This is a genomic window from Demequina gelatinilytica, from assembly GCF_000971115.1.
Classification (GTDB): domain Bacteria; phylum Actinomycetota; class Actinomycetes; order Actinomycetales; family Demequinaceae; genus Demequina; species Demequina gelatinilytica.
The window spans coordinates 21,332-42,309 of sequence record NZ_BBLV01000011.1 but is presented as its reverse complement, the minus strand read 5'-3'; the positions used below and the strand labels follow the sequence as shown (position 1 = coordinate 42,309).

The window sequence follows — 20,978 nt, the reverse complement described above, 5'->3', positions numbered from 1 at the left end:
TAGACCGCGGCGAGACGTGTGTTCATGCCTCGGACCGTAGCCCGGGGGCGTCTCGCGCGGAAGGCCCCCGTCGTGGGGGCATCGTGCCTGGTCTGGCGAGAATCGGCGGTGGTAGGACGGAGCGCTGACGACGCTCGGGCACCACTGGGGAGCGACGATCGCGCAAACCCGACAAAGAGCAACCACTTTCGAGAGGGGTGGCCCTGGACGCGCCGGTAGCCTGAGCGCATGACCTCGGAAGACGCCCCGCAGCTCCGCCTCGACACGCTCGCCGTCCACGCCGGCCTGCACCGCTCGCAGTTCGAGGAGATGTCCGAGCCCATCTACATGACGCAGGGCTACGTCTACCCGACGGCGCGCGAGGCTGAGGCGGCGTTCGCGGGCGAGATCGAGCGCTACCAGTACTCGCGCTACGCCAACCCGACGGTCACGATGTTCGAGGAGCGCCTCGCCGCCATCGAGGGCGCCGAGGACTGCTTCGCGACCGCGACCGGCATGGCCGCGGTCTTCGTGTCGCTCGCGGCGGTGCTGCGCCAGGGCGACCGCCTGGTCGCCTCGCGCGCGCTGTTCGGGACGTCGATCGCGACCTTCGACGAGTACTTCGCGAACTGGGGCATCACCGTCGACTACGTCGATGGGCACGTCAACGAGGATTGGGAGCGCGCGCTCGCGACGCCCGCGACCGCGGTGTTCTGCGAGTCCCCCACCAACCCGATGCAGGACGTGGTGGACCTGCCCTTCGTCGCGGCTTGCGCGCAGCAGGCGGGCGCGCTGTTCATCGTCGACAACGTGTTCGCCACGCCGCTGGGACAGAAGCCGCTCGAGCTGGGCGCCGATGCGGTGGTGTACTCCGCGACCAAGCACATCGACGGCCAGGGCCGCGTGCTCGGCGGCGCGGTGCTGGGCAGCAAGGAGTACGTCGACAAGGTGCGCCAGATGGTGCGCACCATGGGCGCGACCATGTCGCCCTTCACGGCGTGGATCCTGGGCAAGTCGCTCGAGACGCTGGCCGTGCGGGTGAAGGCGCAGGCCGCCTCCGCCCTCGAGCTCGCCACCTGGCTCGACGCGCATCCCAAGGTCGCGGTCGCGCGCTACCCGCTGCTGCCGTCGCACCCCCAGCACGAGCGCGCGAAGGCGCAGATGACGCTCGGGGGGACGCTCGTCACCATCGACATCGCGCTGCCCGAGGGCACCGACCCGCACGGACCCGAGGCGAAGGCGTCCGCGTTCCGCTTCCTCGATGCTCTCCAGGTGGTCGCCATCTCGAACAACCTGGGCGACGCGAAGTCCATCGCGACGCACCCGGCGACCACCACCCACCGCAAGATCGGCCCCGAGCGGCGCGCGCGCGTCGGGATGTCGGATGCGACGGTCCGCCTGAGCATCGGGCTCGAGGACGTCGAGGACCTCCGCGCGGACCTCGCGCGCGCCCTCGACGCGATCTAGTCCCCCGGCTCGGGAGCGAGGTCTCCGCGTGTTAGCGTCGCAGCCATGAGCAGCGGCGCGACCCCCGCCGCTCGCGCGGCCCACGACACTCCCGAGCCCCTGTCGCTGCGCCTTCTCGGTCGCGGCTCCGCGGCGGGCGCCGCGATCGTCGCCGCGATCGTCCTGCTGTACGTAGGCGTGCTGCCGGCCGTCGCGGGCTCGGTCTCGGCGCCGGCCCCGCCCCGCATCGTCGACATCGGCGACGGGGCCTCGATCAGGGTGACCGAGGACTGGTCCATCGGGACCGACACCCCCGGCGCCGTCACGCTCACCCAGGGCGGCGCGACGCTCGTCATCGGCGCACCGGTGGACTCCGACCTCCACCCGGCCCAGGCGATCACCATGGTGACCGACACCTGGCTCGAGCAGGGCCAGGGCGACCTCGCGGTCACCGGATCCCCGCGCGCGTTCTCCACGGACGCCGGTGACGATGCCGTGACGTCCGTGCTCCAGGACCCGCTGCGTGCGGGCCAGGCCTGGGTGGTCTCGGATGGCTCCCAGATGGTGGTCGCGCTGCTGTCGATGCCTCAGACGGGCTGGGAGGCGGCCTCGGACTCGGCGCAGGCGATCGTGCGGTCGCTCGTGCTGCCTACGCAGGGGCAACGATGACCGCGGAGATCCGGCCGTACGCACGCCAGCCGCGGCCGCGCACCGCGACCTTCGTCGACGCGCGCTCGTGGGTGTTCTGGACCGTGGTGGTGCTGACTCTCGGGGCGCTCACCCAGGTCGCCCCCCTGGTGCTCGAGTCGCTGCTCGCGAGCCCGGCGTCGGGCGCATACGCCGCGGTGCTGTGGACCGGGTACGGGCTGGTGTTCGCGAGCTCGGTCTGGGTCTTCGAGCTCTACGAGCGACGGCACCTGGTCAACGTCGCCGGTGCGCTCGTGTGGGGCGCGATCGTGGCCGTGGGCCTCGCCCACATCGCCGGTCCCGCGATGCACACCCTCGTGGGCGCGCGCGTGGGCGACGACTCCCTGTGGCTGTCCTCGATCTCCGCGCCGCTGGTCGAGGAGCCGCTCAAGGTGCTCGGCGTGGTCGCGCTCGCCCTGGTGCCAGGGGCGCGCATCCGCACCGTCGCGGACGGGGCGTTCTACGGCGGCATGATCGGCCTGGGCTTCCAGGTGGTCGAGGGCTTCCTCTACACCGCGCGCACCGCCGCGCTCGCGGGCGAGCCGATGGAGACGGTGACCCAGATGTTCGTGCTGCGCGGCATCGTCGCGGGACTGTGGAGCCACGCGGCGTTCTCCGCGATCGCGGGCGCGGGCGTCGCCTTCTTCTTCGTCTCGGTCGCGCCGGCGCTCCAACGATGGGCGGTCGCGCTGGGCGCGCTGGGCGCCGCGATGGCGCTCCACGCGCTCCTCAACTCGCCCGTCGTCCAGGGCACCCAGGTGACGTCCGCGCTCATCAAGGGCGTGCCGATCGTCGCCGTGCTCCTCACCACGCTGCATGTGAGCCACCTGCGCGAGCGCGCGGTGTTCGCCCGCACCGCGCGCGTGACCGTGCCGGACCACCTGGTGAGCCCCGCCGACTTCGAGGGCCTGTCGACGCGCACACGCCGTCGGCATGCGCGTGCCGACATGCGCGAGCGCCATGGCCGCCAGGCGGCGCGCGACCTGCATCGCCTCCAGCGCGCGCAGCTGGCGCTGCTGGTCGCGGCGCACAGCGACGGCATGATCTCCGCCCGCGCGGCCGATGCGGCGGGGCGGGTCACCTCGGCGCGGTCCTCGCTCGCGTGGTCGATCGTGGGCAAGTAGCACCGCGCGCCGCACCTTTCACGCGCGAACGTGGGGGTACGGCTGGCGCCCTCCGGAATGCTCGCACCTCTCATGCACGACCGTGCGGGCACGGCTGATGCCTTGTGGCGTGCTCGCACCTTTCACGCGCGACCGTGCGGGCACGGCTGGTGCCCGCCGGGCGCAAAGGGCGCCGGTCCCGTGTGCGCTCGTGCATAGGAGGCGCGAGCACCCCGCACCGTGGACCGTCACGGCCGCTCCCGCTCGTGCATACAAGGCGCGAGCACCCCGCACCGTGGGCCATCACCGCCAGGCACGCTCGTGCATGAAAGGCGCCGCCCACCCGGGATCGCGCCGTCAGCCCCGCAGGCCCCTGAACCTCCGCAGCCGCAGCGAGTTGCCCACCACGAACAGGCTCGACGCCCCCATCGCGGCGGCCGCGATCATCGGGTCGAGCACCCCGAGCGCCGCGAGCGGGATCGCCGCGACGTTGTAGGCGAAAGCCCACACGAGGTTGCCGCGGATGGTCGCGTACGTGCGTCGCGACAGCGCGATCGCATCGGCCGCCGCCCGCGGGTCACCGGAGACGATCGTGAGGTCCGACGCCTCGCGCGCCACATCCGCTCCCGTGCCGATCGCGAGGCCCAGGTCCGCGCGCGCGAGCGCCGGCGCATCGTTGACGCCGTCGCCGACCATCGCGACGCGACGCCCCCCGGCCTGGAGCGAGCGCACCACGTCCTCCTTGTCGCCGGGCAGGACCTCGGCGATGACGCGCTCGATGCCGAGCTCGGCGCCCACGGCCTGGGCGGCGCGGCGGTTGTCGCCGGTCAGGAGCACCACGTCGACGCCAAGGTCCCGCAGCGCGGCGATGGCCTCAGGCGCGGTCTCCTTGACCTGGTCGTGCACCGCGATGGCGAGCTCGGACGCGAGCGCCGAGCGCGTCGAGGCCGCACCGTCGCCCAGCAGCCCACCTCCCAGGGGCGCCGCGCGGCCCACGAACACCACTGTCTCGCCACGACCCTCGCGCTCATGCGCCCACGCGGCGAGCTCCTCCGGCAGCTCGTCGAACAGGCGACGAGAGCCCACCGTGACGTCCGCATGGGTGCCGTCGGCCCCCGCCCTCTGGACCGTCGCGGTGACGCCCTGCCCAGGGGTCGATCGGAAGCCCTTGAGCGGCACCCGCCCCTCGCGCGATGCGGCGATCGCACGCGCGACGGGGTGCTCGGAGCGGGCCTCCACCGAGGCGACCGCATCGAGCAGCGCAGCGGCCGCATCGTCCTCGAGCCCCGGCGCGAAGGTGGCGGACACCGCCATGCGTCCCTCGGTCACCGTGCCGGTCTTGTCGAGCACCACTGTCTCGAGACGCCGCGCGTCCTCGAGAGCCTGCGGGCCGCGCACCAGGATCCCCAGCTGTGCACCACGACCCGTGCCGACCATGATCGCGAGCGGGGTCGCGAGGCCGAGCGCGCACGGGCAGCTGATGATGAGCACCGCGACGGCCGCGGTGACCGAGGCGGCACCGTCGCCGGTCCACATGAGCCATGCCGAGGCGGTGAGCGCGGCGATCGCCACGACGACGGGCACGAACACGGCCGCGATGCGGTCGGCGAGCCGCTGGATCCGCGCCTTGCCGGCCTGCGCCTCGTCGACCATGCGCGCGATCTGCGCGAGCATCGTCTCCTCGCCCACCCGGGTCGCCTCGACGGTGAGCGCGCCGTCCACCGCGACCGTGCCGCCGACCACCTCGACGCCGGGCCGCGCCGCGACGGGCACTGGCTCACCCGTGACCAGGCTCGCGTCCACGGCCGCCTCGCCGTCGACCACCAGCCCATCGGTGGCGATGGTCTCGCCCGGACGCGCGAGGAAGCGCATGCCCACGCCCAGGTCGGCGCGGGGGATCTCGCGCCCGTCCTCGAGGACCACGGTCGCGCTCTGGCGTGCGCTGAGCGCGCGGATCGCGTCGCCCGCATGCGCCGACGAGCGCACCTCGAGCCACTTGCCCAGCAGGATCAGCGTCACGATGACCGCGCCGGTCTCGAAGTACACGTGACCCAGGTCGCCCGCGAGGAGCGTCGCGACCGACCAGCCCCACGCCACCGCCGTGCCCAGGCTCACGAGCGTGTCCATGGTGGTGGTGCCGTGACGCAGGCTCTTCACCGCGGAGACGTGGAACGGCCAGCCGGCCCACCACACCACCGGCGTCGCGAGCACGCCTGCGACCCACTCCCAGCCGGCGAAGTGCAGCGCGGGGATCATCGAGATCAGCACCACGGGGATCGACAGGCCCGCGGCGACCAGGAAGCGTCGGCGGTAGCCCTCGATGCGGCGACGGTCGTTGCGTGCCTGCGCCTCTGCCTCGTCGGCGCGGGCGTCGGCGGCCGTCGCGGAGGGACGATGCCCGGCGTCCTCGGCGCCCTGCTCGCCCGCGCGCCGCGTGAGCACCTGGTAGCCGAGCCCCGTGATCGCGGCGCGCATCATGTCCTCGAGCTCATCGGCATCGAGCGTGCCATCGGGCAGCACGCGTGCGCGCCGGGTCGCGATGTTGACGTCGGCTCCGCCCACGCCCGGCAGCGCCGCGAGCCCGCGCTGGATACCGCTCGCGCAGCCCGCGCAGGTCATGCCGCCCACCGACAGCTCGATGACGCCGGGGCTCTCGGGTGCGCCCGCGGGCGCGGTCTCGGTGCTCATACCGCCACGCTAAGCCTTGCCGTGGACTGGAAGGTCAAGCGCGAGCACCTGGCAGCGGTTGGGGTCGTTGCAGTCGGCAGGGTCGAGCGCGTCGGCGCGACGTGCGAGCGACGTGAGCTCGGCCTTCGCCGCGAGCAGGCTCGCGATCTGGGCGTCGATGTCCCTCAGGTGCCGGTCGAGCGCGGCGCGGGAGTGCGCGCACGTGCTCTCGCCGCGGTCCTTCATGTGGAGGATGTCGCCCGTCTCGGCGAGGGTCATCCCGGACGCCTGCGCGTCGCGGATGAACCGCAGGCGCTCGAGCGCCGTCTCGCCGTACTCGCGGTAGCCGTTCGCGCGCCGCTCTGGCGCATCGAGGAGCCCGATGCTCTCGTAGTACCGCACGGTCTTGGCCGTGACGCCGCCTCGCGCGGCAAGCTCACCGATCTGCATGCTTCCAGCGTAAAGGAACGTTTGCGCCACGGGAATGGGGCCAAGGGCCCGTTCCCTGGACCCCGCCGTGCCGCGTAGCGTCGGGTCATGCGCACCGCTCCTCGCCGCATCGGCCTCCTGGGAGGCATCACCTGGCACTCGACCCTCGAGTACGAACGCCTCCTCCACGAAGGTGTGGCCGCCGCGCTCCCCGGGCGCAGCGCGGACCTCGCGATCCGCCACTACGAGTGGGGCGCGATCGAGCGCGCGCAGGCCGAGGGCGACTGGGACGGCCTGGCGGCCCGGTTCGGCGACGATGCACGCTGGCTGGTCGACGGCGGCGCGGAGGCGATCCTCATCTGCGCCAACACCATGCACCTGGTCGCGGACCGGGTGCAGGAGGCCGCGGGCGTGCCCGTGATCCACATCGTCGACGAGGTCGCCGGCGCGGCCCGCGCGGCGGGCCTCGAGCGGGTCGCGCTGCTGGGCACGGGCTTCACCATGCGCATGCCGTTCTACCGCGAGCGGCTCGCCTCGCACGGCGTCGAGGCGCTCGTGCCGCCCGAGCCCCGGCTGACCGAGGTGCATGCCCTCATCTACGAGCGTCTCGCACGCGGCATCGTGGACGATGCGGGGCGCGCGCTCATGCGCGAGGCGACGGCGGAGCTGCTCGACGCGGGCGCGCAGGGCGTGATCGCGGGCTGCACGGAGATCCCCATGGTGATGACCGCCGCGGATGTCGAGGTGCCCTACCTCGACGCGCTCGCGCTGCACGCGGACGCGGCCGTGAGGTTCGCGCTCTCCGACTGACGTGCCCCCACAAGAGGGGGCGCGCGTGGCCGCGCGCCCGCGCGCTAGCGTCGGCTCAGGACCTCGAAGGAGAGCAGGGACGATGCGGGGACGCAACGTAGCGGCCGGCGCGGCCGCGGTGACGCTGGTCAGCATGCTCGCGGGATGCGCGCCGTACGAGGGCGGGCCGCTCGTGGGCGGCCGAGGCGGCGAGTACCAGGGGTCGCCGATGATCTGCGCCCTCGCGCCCGCGCCCGGAGCCACCGTGTACTTCGGGAGCATGCTCACCAACGAGGGCGACAGCGCGATCACGCTCACCGAGGTGCGCGGCTCGGGCACCAACGTCGCCTCGATCGATGCCGGCATCGACCTCGAGGGCGTCGCGCTCGACCAGGCGGTCGGATCGATGTCCTGGCCCGCGGACGACTCGTGGGAGGGCGCCGAGGAGGTGCTGGACCGGCTGGTGGCGCCGGAGGACGCGGTGATCGAGCCCGGGACCACCGCCCAGGTGATCTTCAGCATCGTCCCCGTCGACCCGGAGCAGCCCGCGACGGTCGAGGACCTCGAGGTGCTTTACGACAACGGCATCATCAGCCAGGTGGAGCGCGACACGCTCGGCTACCGGATCATGCCGGGCGACTCGTGCGAGGTGGACGAGGACGAGGATCTCTAGCCGCGAGCGACCACCTCGCCGCCGAGCACCGTCACCACGGTCCGCGTGCTCGCGATGTCCTCGGCTGCACCCACGAAGGGATCGCGTGAGGCGATGCACAGGTCCGCTCGCGCGCCGACCGTCAGCACACCGGAGCCGTCGAGGCCCAGCAGCTCATGGGAGCCCGCGGTGTACGCGCGCAGCGCCTCGTCGAGCGTGAGCGCCTCGGACGGGTTGAGCCGCGGCGCATCCGACCCGGGCTCGCAACGGGTGACCGCGGTGTGGATCGCCTGCCACGGATCAGGGGTCGAGACGGGCCAGTCCGAGCCCATCGCGAGCTCGGCTCCCGCGCGCAGGAAGGACCCGAACGGGTACTGCCACGCCGCTCGGCGCTCGCCGAGGATCGGCGTGGTGAGCTCGGTCATCTGAGCCTCGTTGCGCGCCCACAGGGCCTGAGCGTTGACGGTGACGCCGAGCGCCGCGAAGCGCGGCACGTCGACCGGGTCCACCACCTGGACGTGCGCGATGTGATGGCGCCGACGGTTCCGGTCGCGCTCGGGGATCGCCTCGACCGCGTCGAGAGCCTCGGTGACCGCACGGTCGCCGATCGCATGGAAGTGCAGCGCGAAGCCCTCCGCCGCGAGCGCGGACGTGACGGCTCGGAGCACCTCGGTGCTGAAGTAGGCGAGCCCGCGCTCATCGTGCTCGGACGGGGCTCCGCAGTCGCAGCCGGGCGCCAGGTACGGCTCATGCATCGCGGCCGTGCGGTTCTCCGCCACGCCGTCGACCATGATCTTCGCGCTCGAGGTGTCGAGGCCCGCCGCCGCGTTCGCGTCGCGCCGTCGCGCCAGGTCGGCGACCAGTTCCGGGACGCTCTCGAGCGTGACGTCACGGGGCACCCACAGCGCACCCGAGACGCGGGCCGCGAGCGAGCCGTCGGCGATCAGCGCGGTGTACGCGGGCGTCGCGTCGGAGTGTCCGCCGTACTCGCCGACGATCGCCTCCTGCCACGCGGTCACCCCGAAGCCCAGCAACGTCCGGGCCGCCTCCGCGAGCCCCGCCCGCGCATCGTCCTCGGTCACGGGAGGCAGGTGGCGCTCGACCAGGGCCATCGCTCCCTCGTGCAGCGTGCCGGTCGGGTTCCCGTCGCCGTCGCGCTCGATGCGGCCGTCGGCGGGATCCGGGGTGTCCGCGGTGATCCCGGCCGCTCGCAGCGCCGCGCTGTTGGCCCACGCACCGTGGTGGTCCGCGTTGACCAGGAAGGCGGGGACGTCGCCCGTGACGGCGTCGAGCGCTGCGGCGGTCGGGGTGCCGCCGTCGTAGTCGGACATGTGCCAGCCGCCCCCGACGATCCACGGACCGCCATGCGTCGCGGCGTAGGCGGCCACGCGAGCCAGGCAGGCTTCCGCCCCGTGAGCGCCGCTCACATCGAGCCCGAGCGCCTCGATCCCGGCCATCGCCGCGTGCACATGCGCGTCCGCGAAGCTCGGATGCACCAGCCCGCCGGCGGCATCGACCACCCGGGCACCCTCCGCATCGTCCCGTGCCGCGAGCTCCTCGCCCGCACCGATCGCGCGCACGATGCCGTCGACCACCAGCACGGCGTCACCAGCGAGGAAGGCACCGTCGGACCACAGCCGGCCGCCACGGATCAGCAGCGTGCTCACCCGCTCACCACCCGACCGCGTCGAGCGCCTCGGCGGCCACGTCGAACGGATCGCGGTCGCCTGTGTCCACCGTCGCGTCCTCGAGACCGACCGCGTCGAGCAGCGCATCGAGCTCGATGGTGCGCTCGCGCGCCCACTCGAGCCAGCGCTCCGACACCGGGCGCCGGTCGAACCGCACCAGCCGCGCCTCGAGCGGCGCAGCGACGCGCACCACCGCCACCTCGGGCGCGGCCGCTCCCCCGAGCGCCCGCGACAGAGCCGCGAGCGCCTCCGGCGTCTCCACGGCGCATGCGAGCACGATGCTCCCCACCCCCCGCTCGCGGTGCAGCGGTGCGAGCAGCGCGAGCGAGCGCAGCAGCAGCGCCTCGTTGGTGGGATCGTGGGGCGCCGCCGGATAGGACTGGGTCAGCGCATCGGCGTCGAGGAACGCCGTCCGGGCGCCGCGTTCCGCGAGCAGCTCGTGGATCGCGCCGCCCACCGCGGTCTTGCCCGCCCCGAGCGTGCCCGTGACGATCAGCACCCGCGGGGGGAGGTCGAGGCCGTAGCAGATCGAGTCGGGCTCGTCCTTGTACTCGCCGTAGTTGTCGATGCGCGAGTAGCCCAGGCGGTCGTAGAGGCCGAGCGCCTCGGGCTGCTCCGTCCCGGTCTCGAGCACGATGCGGGTGGCGCCGGCCTTGCGCGCGATCGCCTCGGCCGCACCCATCATGACCTTGGAGTGGCCGTGCCCACGATGCGCGGGCCGCACCCACAGGCGCTTGAGCTCGAGCGAGCCGGCGCCCGTCGGGTAGGGCGACCAGCGCAGCACGATGCTCGCGACCGGCTCCCCGTCCTCGGCGTAGCCCACGAGAGAGGCCACGAGCGTGGGGAAGCTCGTCTCGAGGACCAGGTCGGGGCTGTCGTAGCGCACCGCGAGGTCCGCCTGCTGCTCGGACCAGAGGAGGTGGGCGTCCGCATCGTCCGGCTCGACCCGGCGGATGGTGATCATGGGCACAGGCTATTGCCCCTGACACTCCCAACGGAGTTGGCCGCGACACGCCGCGGCAACCGCGGGAAAATGGTCAGATCGCCGGCGTGTCCCTTGCGGATCCGTTGGGAGTGTCCGGACGGGGAGGTGGCCATGCGCAACGTCGGGTTCCTGTCGTTCGGCTGGTGGTCGGCCGCACCGGGCTCCAAGGTGCGGACGGCGGCCGACGCGATGACGGATACCGTCCAGCTCGCGCAGGCCGCCGAGGACGCCGGGATCGACGGCGCCTGGATCCGGGTCCACCACTTCGAGCAGTGCCTGTCCTCCCCGTTCCCGCTCCTCGCCGCGATGGGCGCGCGCACCTCCCGGATCGAGCTCGGCACGGGCGTCATCAACATGCGCTACGAGAACCCTCTGTACATGGCCGAGGCGGCCGCGACGGCGGACCTGATCTCGGGCGGTCGCCTCCAGGTCGGGGTCTCGCGCGGGAGCCCGGAGCCGGCGGCGGACGGCCCCGCGACGTTCGGCTACCCGCTCGCATGGGGGGTCTCGCCTGCGGAGGACGCCGCCGCCCGCATCGAGGCCTTCCGCGAGGCGATCTCGGGTGCGGGGATCGCGGAGCCCGGTCCTCGCGCGCACGTGCGTGCCGGCGAGCTGCTCCCCCTCACCCCGCACAGCCCGGGGCTCCCGGACCGTGTCTGGTACGGCGCGGGCGGGATCGACTCGGCGCGGCGCACGGGCGAGCTGGGCATGCACCTGATGTCCTCGACCCTGGTGCTCGAGGCGACGGGCGAGCCGCTGGGCGTGGTCCAGGCGCGTCAGATCGAGGCGTTCCGCGCGGGATGGCGGGATGCGGGCCACCAGGGCCACCCGCGTGTCTCGGTCTCCCGCAGCGTGATGCCCATCGTCGACGACCTCACCAACACGTACTTCCACCCGTACCTCGAACGCGACCTCATGGGCGCCAACCGCGACCAGATCGGCGAGATCGACAACACCGTGTCGACGTTCGGCAAGACGTATGTGGGCGGGCTCGACAAGCTCGAACGCGAGCTGCGCGAGGACGAGGCCGTCATGACGGCGGACACGCTCCTGGTCACCATCCCCAACCAGCTGGGTGCGGACTTCAACCACACCACGTTCGTGGCGCTCGCCGAGCTGCGCGACCGCCTCGCGCGCGTCGCGCTGTAGCGGCGCGCCCTCGCCCTGGCGGGACATGAGTGCAGGATCCTGGCCGAGAACGACATCCATGTCCCGCCAGGGCGCATGGGGCGCGCGTAGAGTCGATCGCGGGGGAGGCTCATCGACGAGGAGCCGCGCATGCACGCCGTTCTCGAGTACACGTTCCGCGACGACCACCTCACCGCACGCCTGCCGTATCGCGCCGAGCATCTCGCCTACGCCTGGGCGGCGGTCGACCGCGGAGAGATGATCCTGGGAGGCGCCGCGGGCGACGGCCCGTTCACGGGGCTCATGATCTTCACGGGCGAGGACCCGATCGCGCTCGCCGCGGCGCACGCCGCCGCCGACCCCTACGTGCTCCACGAGGTGGCGACGAGCTGGCGCGTCCTGCCGTGGGCGACCGTCGTCGGCCACGATGCTGCGGACCCGGTCCGGCCGTAGCGCCCGGCGCCTTGTAGCGGGCACGATGCGCGAGTAGGGTCGCGCGCATGATCGCCTCGCTCGCGCGTTCGTCGACGGTCCTGGCCGTGCTCGCCACGGCCGCGCTGACGGTCGCCGGGGCCTGGTTCACCGCCGACGCGTGGGGCGAGGCCGATGCGGGCGCGCGGCTCCTCGTCGGCGCCTGCCTCGCCATCGGGCTCGCGTGCTCGGCGGCCGCGATCGCGCTCGTCAGGCACGCGCGGTGGGGCTGGGCGGCCGGCGCGGCGCTCGTCGCGACCGTCACGCCGACCGGGTTCGCGTACCTCGGCAACGCCATGACGCTGGCGCTCGCACTGTGCGCGGGCGGGATGGTGCTGCTGCGGAGCCGCGACCGCCGTCACGCACCGGCCGCCGCGTGACCCGGATCGAGATCCACGGCGGGCCACCCGAGGCAGGCGTTCCGCCTCAGCCTCGCGTGAGGTCGACCTCGCGGTAGTGCGGCACGGGCGGCAGCTCGACGTAGAAGGGGTGCAGCAGGCGGCGCCACTCCTGGTAGTCGGCGGATCCACGGAAGCCTGCCTCATGCGCCTCGACGCTCTCCCACTCGACCGTGAGCAGGTACGCGGACGTCTCCTCGACCCCGCGGTGCAGCGTGTGGGCGACGTGGCCGGGCTGGCGCGCGATGATCGCGGAGGCGACCCGGAACGCCGCCTCGTACTCGGCTTCGCGCCCGGGATGGACGTGCAGCACCACGGACTCGCGGATCATGCGGGGGCTCCTCTCACGATGACGGGCCGGTCGACGTCCTCATGGTCGACCAGGATGTCCGCGCGCTCGTCCGGCCGGCAGAACGCCCGGTAGTGACGATGCGCGAGCGTGTAGCGCACGTTGGAGGGCGCCTCGGGGTCCGGGTCGGCGCCGTCGCGCAGGGCCATGCGCCGGTACCGCTCGCGCTCGGAGGCGTCGAGGAAGATCACGCGGTCGAACGCCCCCGCGAGCTCGGGGCGCTGGAGCATCACGCCATCGACCAGCAGGATCGCATCGGGGCGTGCGGTCAGCCAGGGGTCGTCGAGCACGGTGTCGGTGGCGAGGTCGCGCGAACGGGTGCGGAACGTCAGGCCCCCGTGCGGGCTGAGCGGATCGAGCAGATCGTTCCGCACCCGCTCGAGGTCGAAGGCATCGTCCGTGTAGCCGCGCCAGCTGTCACGCCCCTGCCGGTAGCGGCGCTCGCGCGCGTGATGGAAGTCGTCGAGGCTCGCCTCGATCACGTCGGCGCCGCGCAACCGCAGCTGGACCGCGAGCGCGAGGCGCATCGTGGTCTTGCCGGCGCCGTCCGCGCCGTCCAGGCCCACACGCAGCGGGTGGGTGACGGACGATGCGGCCCTCGCCACGGCATCGACAAGCGTCGAGATCGCCTGGGCGCGTTGCATCGTCCCCTCCCTGACCGACACTGTGCCACCACGGGGGCGCCGCGACGCACCGGAACCGTCAACCATCTACCACTTCGGCGGGACGCGCCGGACTACGCGGTCGCGAGCAGGCCCTTGATCGCGCTCGTGAAGAAGGCCAGACCGTCGGTGCCCGTACGACCCGCCTCGCGCGAGTCCGGACCGAAGCCCGCCTCGACCGCGTGCTCGGGGTGCGGCATGAGGCCCACCACGTTGCCGCGCTCGTTGGTGATGCCTGCGATGTCGCGGCGCGAGCCGTTGGGGTTCCAGCCGACGTAGCGGAACGCGACGCGGCCCTCGGCCTCGAGCTGGTCGAGCGTGTAGTCGTCCGCGACGTACTGGCCGTCCTGGTTCTTCAGCGGGATGACGATCTCCTCGCCGTCCTGGTACTCGGTGGTCCAGGAGGTCTCCGCGTTCTCGACGCGCAGCGTCTGGTCGCGGCAGATGAAGTGCAGGTGCTCGTTCTTGATCATCGAGCCGGGCAGCAGGTGGACCTCGGTCAGCACCTGGAAGCCGTTGCAGATGCCCAGCACGGGCATGCCGCCGTTCGCGGCGTCGACCACCTTCTCCATGATGGGCGCGAAGCGCGCGATCGCGCCGGCGCGGAGGTAGTCGCCGTAGGAGAACCCGCCGGGCAGCACCACGGCGTCGACGTCCTTGAGGTCGGCGTCGGCGTGGAACAGCTCCACCGCCTCGGCACCGGCGAGGCGCACCGCACGCGAGGCGTCACGGTCGTCGAGCGTCCCCGGGAAGGTGACGACGCCGATGCGCGCGGTCACGCGAGCAGGTCCTTCTCGGCCTTGCCGTGCCCGCCGCAGCCGCAGCCGCCCTCGCGGACCACCTTGACCTGGACGACGTCCTCGATCACGGGGTTGCTCAGCAGCGTCTCGGCGGCCGTGCGGACGTTCGCGAGCACCTCGTCGGTGACCTCACCGTCGACGGTGATCTCGAAGCGCTTGCCCTGACGGACCTGCGAGATGCCCTCGAAGCCCAGACGCGGGAGGGCGGCGCCGACGGCCTTGCCCTGCGGGTCGAGGATCTCGGGCTTGGGCATGACGTGGACGAGGATCGTGGCCATGCCGGAAGTCTACCGGCGGCCGTGCCCGTCCGAGGCGCGCTACGCGGCGGCCCCCTTGAGGGAGCCCGTGAGCCGCTCGCCCGCCTCGCCGACGAGCATGCACGCGATCTGGCGGTCGCCGTAGGCCCACGTCGACGAGCTCGGGTACAGCGAGACGTAGTAGTACCGCGAGTCCTCGAACGCGACGCCCACGTAGCCGGCGTACTGCTCGTAGCAGATCTGGTCGGCGCGGTCAGCGACGTCGTCGGGAAGCGACGAGTCCGTGAGGTCCTCGACGTAGTAGACCTCGGCGTCGTGCTCGCCGGCGCAGTCCACGCGGGGCAGGCTTCCCACCTGCTGCTCCTCCTCGTCGGACCCCGACAGCGACGACTCGTCGACGCACTCGCCCACCGCGAGCTCGAGCTCCTCCACCGCCTCCGCGCCGAGCAGGGCGCAGCCGCCCAACGAGGCCGCCACAGCCGTCCCTCCGACCACGGCCATCGCGCGACGTCGCATGCGTTCCCCCTCGGTGTCCACGTCTCCGGTGCGCGCTCAAGGTACCAGGGCTCCCGTACCCTTGAGGGTCGCCCGAACGGAGGCACCATGGACATGCTCATCACCGCCGTCGATCCCGACGCGATCCTCACCCACGCGCTCGGGACCCTGCGGATCGCGCTCGAGTACCTGGGCACCGTCGCGTTCGCGATCTCGGGTGCCGTCGCGGCCAGCCGCCGCCGCATGGACCTGGTGGGCGCCGTGGTCCTCGCGAGCCTGGTGGCCGTGGGCGGCGGGACGATGCGCGACCTCCTGCTGCGCCAGGACGTCTTCTGGATCGAGAACCCCACGCTGGTGCTGGTCGCGATCGCGACCGCGCTCGCCATCGCGCCCTTCGCACGCCGCCGCGACCTCGGCGCGCTCGCCCGGCACCGCATCGTCGAGTACTCGGATGCGGCAGGCCTCGCGATCTTCGTGGTGATCGGCACCGGCATCGCGCTCGACGCGGGCGCGAGCCCGGTCGCCGCGATGATCGTCGGCGTCGCCAACGGCGTCGGCGGCGGCATCCTGCGCGATCTCTTCTCGGCGCAGGTCCCCGAGGTCTTCTGGAACGGGCAGCTCTACGCGACGGCAGCGCTCGGCGGCGCGTTCGTCTCGTGGGTGCTCTGGGCGGCCGGCGCCCACGCCCAGCTGGCGTTCTGGGTCCCGCTGCTGGTCATCCTCGCGCTGCGCACGCTGTCGCTCAGGCGAGGGTGGGGCGTGCCGTCCGTGGCGGTGGTGCAGAAGCGCGAGCTGCAGACCGAGAGCCACGCGTAGGGGTCAGCACACCCAGGCGTAGCTGAGCTCCACGTCCGTCAGCCACGTATCGAGGTCGCGCGAGTCGGAGATCCAGTAGGCGAAGCCGCCCTCGAACACCGTGAGGGTGCCCACGTCGTCGCCCGGACCGGGCGCGACGACTGCGGGAAGCACGATGCGCGCGGTCCCTCCGCCGATCCCGCCACCCGCGGTGGGATGCGGCGCCACCTCGGGGAAGTCCGCGAGGTTCTCCGGGAGGAACGGGTACCACGTGGTGCCGTCGTAGGTGATCGGCTCGTTGCGGCAGGCCGGGTAACCCTCGACGCCGGTCACGGTCTCGAGGAGGTCACCGGGCACGCCCAGGTCGATGCGGTCGTCGTAGGCGATCGGGGCGACGGCACCGGAGGTCGAGCCGGGCGACGCGCACGCGCTGAGCACCGTGCCGAGCACCAGCGCCCCGAGCAGCGCGACCATGGCCACCATCGGCATCCGTCCCATGCTGGTAGGACGCATGCCGTCGGCGTTTCGTTGGGTCGGTGCGCCCGACGGTGCCGTCAGTGCTTCGCCAGGCGGTCGAAGGCCTCGAGGTAGCGGCCCCGGGTGCGCTCGACCACGTCGTCGGGAAGCGCCGGCGGAGGAACGTCCGACTTCTTGTCCCACCCGGACTCGGGCGAGGTGAGCCAGTCGCGCACGAACTGCTTGTCGTAGCTCGGCTGCGCGTGGCCCGGCTCCCATTCAGACGCCGGCCAGAAGCGGGAGCTGTCGGGGGTGAGGACCTCGTCGCCGAGGATGATCGCGCCCGAGCCGTCGCGGCCGAACTCGAACTTGGTGTCCGCGAGGATGATCCCCTTGGCGGCGGCGATCTCGTGGGCGCGCGTGTACAGCGCAAGCGTGAGGTCGCGCAGCGCGCTCGCGTCCTCGAGGCCGATGAGCGCGACCACGGAGTCGAAGTCGACGTTCTCGTCGTGCTCGCCCACCTCGGCCTTGGTGGCCGGGGTGAAGATCGGCTCGGGCAGGCGCGAGCCGTCCACCAGCCCCGCAGGCAGCGGGATCCCGCACACCGTGCCGCTCTCGTTGTACTCGACCAGGCCGGAGCCGGTGAGGTAGCCGCGAGCGACGCACTCGACGGGGAACATGTCGAGGCGCTTGCACACCATCGCGCGCCCCTGGACCTCCGCCGGCACCGGCGCCTCGACGGTGTGGTTCTGGACGATGTCGATCACCTGGTCGAACCACCACAGGCTCAGGCCTGTGAGGATGCCACCCTTGCCGGGGATCTCGGTGGGCAGCACCCAGTCGTACGCGCTGATGCGGTCGGAGGCCACCACGAGCACCACGTCGCCGCGCGGGTGCTCCCCGACCGGCGCGTAGAGGTCGCGGACCTTGCCGCTGTAGACGTGGCGCCAGCCCTCGAGCTCGAGGTGGGTGGGCGGGGTGGCGTGGCCGGGCATCAGGCCTCCAGAAGGTCCTCGCCGGCGGCGGCGCGCGCGGCGATGTCTCGGCGGTGGTGGCTTCCAGGGAGCACGATGCGGTCGACGCCTGCGTACGCACGCTCGCGGGCCTCGGCGAGGCTGTCGCCGAGCGCCGTCACCGACAGCACGCGCCCGCCGTTCGACAGCAGCGTGCCGCGGTGATCGAGCGTGGTGCCGGCGTGCAGCACGTGCACGGTCTCGACCTGCTCGGCCTCGTCGATGCCGGTGATGGGGTCGCCCTTGCGCGGGGCGTCCGGGTAGTTCTGCGCCGCGACCACCACGGTGACCGCGGCATCGTCCCGCCATGCGAGAGGCGCGATCTCGCTCAGGCGCCCCTGCGCCGCGGCGAGGAGCACACCGGCGAGCGGGGTCGCGAGGCGTGCGAGCACCACCTGCGTCTCGGGGTCGCCGAAGCGCGCGTTGAACTCGACCACGCGCGTGCCCTTTGACGTGAGCGCGAGCCCGCAGTAGAGGACGCCGATGAAGGGCGTGCCGCGCCGGGCCATCTCGTCGACGGTGGGCTGCGCGACCTCGCGGACCACCTCCTCGACCAGGTCCGCGGGCGCCCACGGCAGCGGCGAGTACGCACCCATGCCGCCCGTGTTGGGGCCCTGGTCCGCGTCGAGGGCGCGCTTGAAGTCCTGGGCCGGCTGGAGCGGGACCACGGTCTCGCCGTCGCACAGGCAGAAGAGGCTGACCTCCGGGCCGTCGAGGAAGTCCTCGATGACCACCACGCCACCCGCGTCGATGATCGCCTCGCCATGCTCGACCGCGGACCTGCGGTCGGAGGTCACCACGACCCCCTTGCCGGCTGCGAGGCCGTCGTCCTTCACCACGTGGGGGGCACCGAAGGTGTCGAGCGCGTCCTCGAGCTCGGCGGACGTGCGGCACACGCGAGGCTCGGCGGTCGGCACGTTGGCCGCGGCCATGACCTCCTTGGCGAAGGCCTTCGAACCCTCGAGCATCGCGGCCTTGCCGCTGGGTCCGAAGACGGGGATGCCGGTGCCGCGCACGGCGTCCGCGACACCCGCGACCAGCGGCGCCTCGGGCCCGACCACCACGAGGTCCGCCTTGACCGCACCCGCGAGCGAGGCGACGGCGACGGGGTCGAGGGCATCGACACCGTGGAGGGTGACCGGGGTGCCGTCCACGGTGGCGAGCGTCGCGATGCCGGGGTTGCCTGGCGCCGCGTGCAGCTGCGTGACGGCGGGGTCGAGGGACAGTGCGCGGGCGAGGGCGTGCTCGCGCGCGCCGGTGCCGACCAGGAGGATGATCACGCAGGCGAGTCTAGGCGGTGCCGGGCTCAGCCCTCGATCAGGCCGATGCGGAGGCGGACGCCGTCCTCTGTGGCCGAGACGGTCGCGTAGCGGTAGTCGTACGCGGCGTCCAGGTCGAGGTACCGCTCGGCGATCTCACGTTCGACCCCCGACCCGTGGGGGACGAGGATCCACCACGCGCCGGCGGCGAGCACGGCACCGAGCAGCACGATCGGCACCGCACGCGCCACCCGAGACCGCCGCTCTCCGGCCCTCATGGGCGCGAGCCTAGCGGCGGAGCATCGCCGCAGGGAGATGCGGGCGGCGCGCGAGGGCCGCGCCCGGATGGACGCGGCCCTCGAACGGTGCTGAGCGGCGGCTAGTTCTTGACCAGCAGGTCCGCGTGGACCGCGTAGTAGTTCGACTCGGGGACGTTGTAGACCTCGACCCGCTGCCACACGTTGTCGTAGAACTTGTAGTCGACGCCCTCGACCAGCTTCTCGACGTTGATGGGGAACTGTCCCGGGGCCGGGTTCTTCACGGTCGGCGCGGTGTCCGAGTACAGGATGTGCAGCTTGAGCGGGTCCGCGAACGCCGCCTTCGCCTCGTTGAGGTCGACGACCACCGTCACGGTGCCGTCGCCGTTCGGCTTGATCTCGATGGAGCCGACGTTGTTCTCCGACTTCTTCGGGTTGCCGGCGATGATCTTGGTGCAGCCGTCGGTGAAGTACATCGCCCAGTTCGCACCGGTGAAGCCGCAGCCGGCGCCCCAGCCGGTCTCGGCGGTGTAGTTCTCGGGATCGACCGGGTAGGGGTCGTACGCCGACGCTCCCCCAGCGGTCCCGACCACGAGCAGCGCACCGGCGAACAGGGTCGCAAGAATCTTCTTCATCATTGAAGCCCCTCAGTGTGAATGCGCGGCGCCCCCCTCTGAAGCTCCGCCGGGATTCCTCGGTCCCGGATGTGACGCTATGCCCGTTTTGCGCCTTATGCAAGGGGAGCCTTCAGCGGGGCTCGAGCGACGCTCACCTACCGCTGCGGCGCACGAACCTCCAGGAACCGACCAAGGTCCACCACTTGCGGAACGGAGACGTGAAGGCGGCGGCGTGGTGGGAGGGGTGGAGGCGGAGGCGGGGGTCAGCGCGCGTGCAGGAGGTCGTTGATCTGGATGATCTCGTCGCGACCCGGGCCCACACCGATGGTCGAGATGCGGCAGCCCGACAGCGCCTCGATCGCCTTGACGTAGTCCTGGGCGTTCTTGGGCAGATCCGAGAACTCGCGGCAGCCCGAGATGTCCTCGGTCCACCCGGGGAAGTTCTCGTAGACGGGCGTCGCGGCGGCGAAGGCCGCCTGGTCGAGCGGCAGGTCCTGGTGGCGCACCCCGTCGACGTCGTAGGCGACGCAGACCGGGATCTCCTCGATGCCCGTGAGCACGTCGAGCTTGGTGAGCACGATGTCGGTGAGCCCGTTGATGCGCGAGGCGTAGCGCGTGATGACCGCGTCGTACCAGCCGCAACGGCGCGGACGGCCGGTGGTGGTGCCGAACTCGTGGCCCACGTCGCGGAGGCGGTCGCCCCACTCGTCGAGCAGCTCGGTGGGCATGGGGCCCTCGCCCACACGGGTCGTGTAGGCCTTCGCGATGCCGATGACGGAGTCGATGCGGGTGGGACCCACGCCCGAGCCGGTGCACGCGCCACCCGCGGTCGCGGAGGACGAGGTCACGAACGGGTAGGTGCCGTGGTCCACGTCGAGCATGGTCGCCTGGCCGCCCTCGAACAGGACGTTCTGACCCTCGTCGAGCGCGTTGTTGAGCACCAGCGAGGTGTCCGTGACGTGCGGCTCGAGGCGGTCGCGGTACGCGAGCAGCTCCTCGGCGACCTCGTCGACCGTGATCGCCCGGCGGTTGTAGACCTTGACCAGCAGGTGGTTCTTCGCGACCAGCGCGCCCTCGATCTTGTCCCGCAGGACCGTCTCGTCGAACAGGTCGCCCACGCGGATGCCCAGGCGGTTGATCTTGTCGGCGTACGCGGGGCCGATGCCGCGACCGGTGGTGCCGATCTTGCGCTTGCCCAGGAAGCGCTCCGTGACGTTGTCGAGCGTGCGCGCGTAGGGCGCGATGAGGTGCGCGGCGTTGGACACGAGCAGGTCCGACGTGTCGACGCCGCGCTCGTTCAGCGCGTCGAGCTCCTGGAACAGCACGCGCAGGTCGATGACCACGCCGTTGCCGATCACAGGCGTGCATCCGGGCGTGAGGATGCCGGACGGGAGCAGGTGGAGAGCGAACTTCTGGTCGCCGATGACCACCGTGTGGCCGGCGTTGTTGCCGCCGTTGAACTTCACCACGTAGTCGACGCGCGAACCGAGAAGATCGGTCGCCTTGCCCTTGCCCTCGTCGCCCCACTGGGCTCCGACGATCACTGCTCCGGGCATCGTGCCCTCCCCTTCGCCCAGGTGCGTCCCGGGACTTTCC

At 72.4% G+C, this 20,978-nt stretch carries 24 protein-coding genes; 9 read left to right on the top strand and 15 right to left on the bottom strand.

Features of this window, described 5'->3' with window-relative positions; all coding sequences use genetic code 11:
- Positions 1-228 precede the first annotated feature (228 nt).
- Genes metZ through AOM00_RS10525 form a run of 3 tightly spaced genes read left to right on the top strand, consistent with a single transcriptional unit; the run spans position 229 to position 3,236 of the window.
- Positions 229-1,446, top strand: a complete 1,218-nt coding sequence (gene metZ / locus AOM00_RS10535; RefSeq protein WP_062517746.1) for an O-succinylhomoserine sulfhydrylase — start codon at positions 229-231, stop codon at positions 1,444-1,446.
- 45 nt (positions 1,447-1,491) lie between these two features.
- Complete coding sequence (locus AOM00_RS10530; RefSeq protein WP_062517745.1) at positions 1,492-2,094, top strand: hypothetical protein; 603 nt, start codon at positions 1,492-1,494, stop codon at positions 2,092-2,094.
- Complete coding sequence (locus AOM00_RS10525; RefSeq protein ID WP_062517744.1) at positions 2,091-3,236, top strand: PrsW family intramembrane metalloprotease; 1,146 nt, start codon at positions 2,091-2,093, stop codon at positions 3,234-3,236. Before AOM00_RS10530 ends, AOM00_RS10525 begins: the two co-directional genes overlap by 4 nt.
- Positions 3,237-3,572: 336 nt before the next feature.
- On the opposite strand, the gene AOM00_RS10520 is transcribed toward AOM00_RS10525, so the two are convergent.
- Together AOM00_RS10520 and AOM00_RS10515 are read right to left on the bottom strand one after the other, a co-directional pair.
- Positions 3,573-5,903 carry a heavy metal translocating P-type ATPase gene (locus tag AOM00_RS10520; protein ID WP_062517743.1) on the bottom strand — a complete coding sequence of 777 codons (2,331 nt, stop codon included), beginning with the start codon at positions 5,901-5,903 and terminating at the stop codon, positions 3,573-3,575.
- A gap of 9 nt (positions 5,904-5,912) precedes the next feature.
- A complete protein-coding gene (locus AOM00_RS10515; RefSeq protein WP_062517742.1) occupies positions 5,913-6,332 on the bottom strand; it encodes a heavy metal-responsive transcriptional regulator in 420 nt (139 codons plus the stop codon).
- 87 nt (positions 6,333-6,419) lie between these two features.
- On the opposite strand from AOM00_RS10515, the gene AOM00_RS10510 reads away from it, so the two are divergent.
- Both AOM00_RS10510 and AOM00_RS10505 read left to right on the top strand, forming a co-directional pair.
- Positions 6,420-7,121, top strand: coding sequence for an aspartate/glutamate racemase family protein (locus AOM00_RS10510; protein ID WP_062517741.1), 702 nt, complete (start codon positions 6,420-6,422; stop codon positions 7,119-7,121).
- A gap of 82 nt (positions 7,122-7,203) precedes the next feature.
- Positions 7,204-7,773, top strand: a complete 570-nt coding sequence (locus AOM00_RS10505) for a hypothetical protein (protein WP_062517740.1) — start codon at positions 7,204-7,206, stop codon at positions 7,771-7,773.
- Here the strand turns inward: AOM00_RS10505 and AOM00_RS10500 are convergent.
- Positions 7,770-9,419 carry an amidohydrolase gene (locus tag AOM00_RS10500; protein ID WP_062517739.1) on the bottom strand — a complete coding sequence of 550 codons (1,650 nt, stop codon included), beginning with the start codon at positions 9,417-9,419 and terminating at the stop codon, positions 7,770-7,772. The genes AOM00_RS10505 and AOM00_RS10500 overlap by 4 nt on opposite strands.
- A gap of 4 nt (positions 9,420-9,423) precedes the next feature.
- Positions 9,424-10,404: a GNAT family N-acetyltransferase gene (locus AOM00_RS10495; protein WP_062517738.1), complete on the bottom strand. Its 981-nt coding sequence runs from the start codon at positions 10,402-10,404 to the stop codon at positions 9,424-9,426.
- A 132-nt stretch (positions 10,405-10,536) separates the two neighbouring features.
- Between AOM00_RS10495 and AOM00_RS10490 the strand changes: the two genes are divergently transcribed.
- The 3 genes from AOM00_RS10490 (at position 10,537) to AOM00_RS10480 (ending at position 12,404) form a co-directional block, all read left to right on the top strand.
- Positions 10,537-11,574 (top strand): LLM class flavin-dependent oxidoreductase, encoded by a 1,038-nt coding sequence (locus AOM00_RS10490; protein WP_062517737.1) that lies wholly within the window; start codon positions 10,537-10,539, stop codon positions 11,572-11,574.
- A 129-nt stretch (positions 11,575-11,703) separates the two neighbouring features.
- Positions 11,704-12,006 carry a YciI family protein gene (locus tag AOM00_RS10485; RefSeq protein WP_062517736.1) on the top strand — a complete coding sequence of 101 codons (303 nt, stop codon included), beginning with the start codon at positions 11,704-11,706 and terminating at the stop codon, positions 12,004-12,006.
- A 47-nt stretch (positions 12,007-12,053) separates the two neighbouring features.
- Entirely contained in the window at positions 12,054-12,404 is a 351-nt protein-coding gene (locus tag AOM00_RS10480; protein ID WP_062517735.1) for a hypothetical protein, read from the top strand.
- A gap of 46 nt (positions 12,405-12,450) precedes the next feature.
- Here the strand turns inward: AOM00_RS10480 and AOM00_RS10475 are convergent, their stop codons facing one another.
- The 5 genes from AOM00_RS10475 to AOM00_RS10455 all read right to left on the bottom strand — a co-directional run bounded on the left by AOM00_RS10475 (position 12,451) and on the right by AOM00_RS10455 (position 15,006).
- A complete protein-coding gene (locus AOM00_RS10475; protein ID WP_062517734.1) occupies positions 12,451-12,753 on the bottom strand; it encodes an antibiotic biosynthesis monooxygenase family protein in 303 nt (100 codons plus the stop codon).
- Positions 12,750-13,415 carry a nucleoside/nucleotide kinase family protein gene (locus tag AOM00_RS10470; protein ID WP_062517733.1) on the bottom strand — a complete coding sequence of 222 codons (666 nt, stop codon included), beginning with the start codon at positions 13,413-13,415 and terminating at the stop codon, positions 12,750-12,752. Before AOM00_RS10470 ends, AOM00_RS10475 begins: the two co-directional genes overlap by 4 nt.
- A 92-nt stretch (positions 13,416-13,507) precedes the next feature.
- Entirely contained in the window at positions 13,508-14,212 is a 705-nt protein-coding gene (gene purQ, locus AOM00_RS10465; RefSeq protein WP_228373472.1) for a phosphoribosylformylglycinamidine synthase subunit PurQ, read from the bottom strand.
- The gene (gene purS / locus AOM00_RS10460) at positions 14,209-14,511 is read right to left on the bottom strand and encodes a phosphoribosylformylglycinamidine synthase subunit PurS (protein WP_062517731.1); all 303 of its coding nucleotides are present in this window, start codon (positions 14,509-14,511) and stop codon (positions 14,209-14,211) included. The genes purQ and purS overlap by 4 nt, the downstream gene beginning before the upstream one ends.
- A gap of 39 nt (positions 14,512-14,550) precedes the next feature.
- A complete protein-coding gene (locus AOM00_RS10455; RefSeq protein WP_156159126.1) occupies positions 14,551-15,006 on the bottom strand; it encodes a septum formation family protein in 456 nt (151 codons plus the stop codon).
- Between the two features lie 87 nt (positions 15,007-15,093).
- Between AOM00_RS10455 and AOM00_RS10450 the strand changes: the two genes are divergently transcribed.
- Positions 15,094-15,801: a trimeric intracellular cation channel family protein gene (locus AOM00_RS10450; RefSeq protein WP_062517729.1), complete on the top strand. Its 708-nt coding sequence runs from the start codon at positions 15,094-15,096 to the stop codon at positions 15,799-15,801.
- Positions 15,802-15,804: 3 nt separating this feature from the next.
- Here the strand turns inward: AOM00_RS10450 and AOM00_RS10445 are convergent, their stop codons facing one another.
- From AOM00_RS10445 to AOM00_RS10420, 6 genes are all read right to left on the bottom strand, one after another.
- Positions 15,805-16,269, bottom strand: coding sequence for a hypothetical protein (locus AOM00_RS10445; protein ID WP_156159125.1), 465 nt, complete (start codon positions 16,267-16,269; stop codon positions 15,805-15,807).
- A 65-nt stretch (positions 16,270-16,334) separates the two neighbouring features.
- On the bottom strand, positions 16,335-17,231 hold the full coding sequence (locus AOM00_RS10440; protein WP_062517727.1) for a phosphoribosylaminoimidazolesuccinocarboxamide synthase: 897 nt from the start codon (positions 17,229-17,231) through the stop codon (positions 16,335-16,337).
- Positions 17,231-18,529 (bottom strand): phosphoribosylamine--glycine ligase, encoded by a 1,299-nt coding sequence (gene purD, locus AOM00_RS10435; protein WP_062517726.1) that lies wholly within the window; start codon positions 18,527-18,529, stop codon positions 17,231-17,233. Before purD ends, AOM00_RS10440 begins: the two co-directional genes overlap by 1 nt.
- A gap of 26 nt (positions 18,530-18,555) precedes the next feature.
- On the bottom strand, positions 18,556-18,786 hold the full coding sequence (locus tag AOM00_RS10430; RefSeq protein ID WP_156159124.1) for a hypothetical protein: 231 nt from the start codon (positions 18,784-18,786) through the stop codon (positions 18,556-18,558).
- Positions 18,787-18,887: 101 nt separating this feature from the next.
- Entirely contained in the window at positions 18,888-19,400 is a 513-nt protein-coding gene (locus AOM00_RS10425) for a hypothetical protein (protein WP_156159123.1), read from the bottom strand.
- 245 nt (positions 19,401-19,645) lie between these two features.
- Entirely contained in the window at positions 19,646-20,938 is a 1,293-nt protein-coding gene (locus AOM00_RS10420; protein ID WP_062517723.1) for an adenylosuccinate synthase, read from the bottom strand.
- Positions 20,939-20,978: the final 40 nt, after the last annotated feature.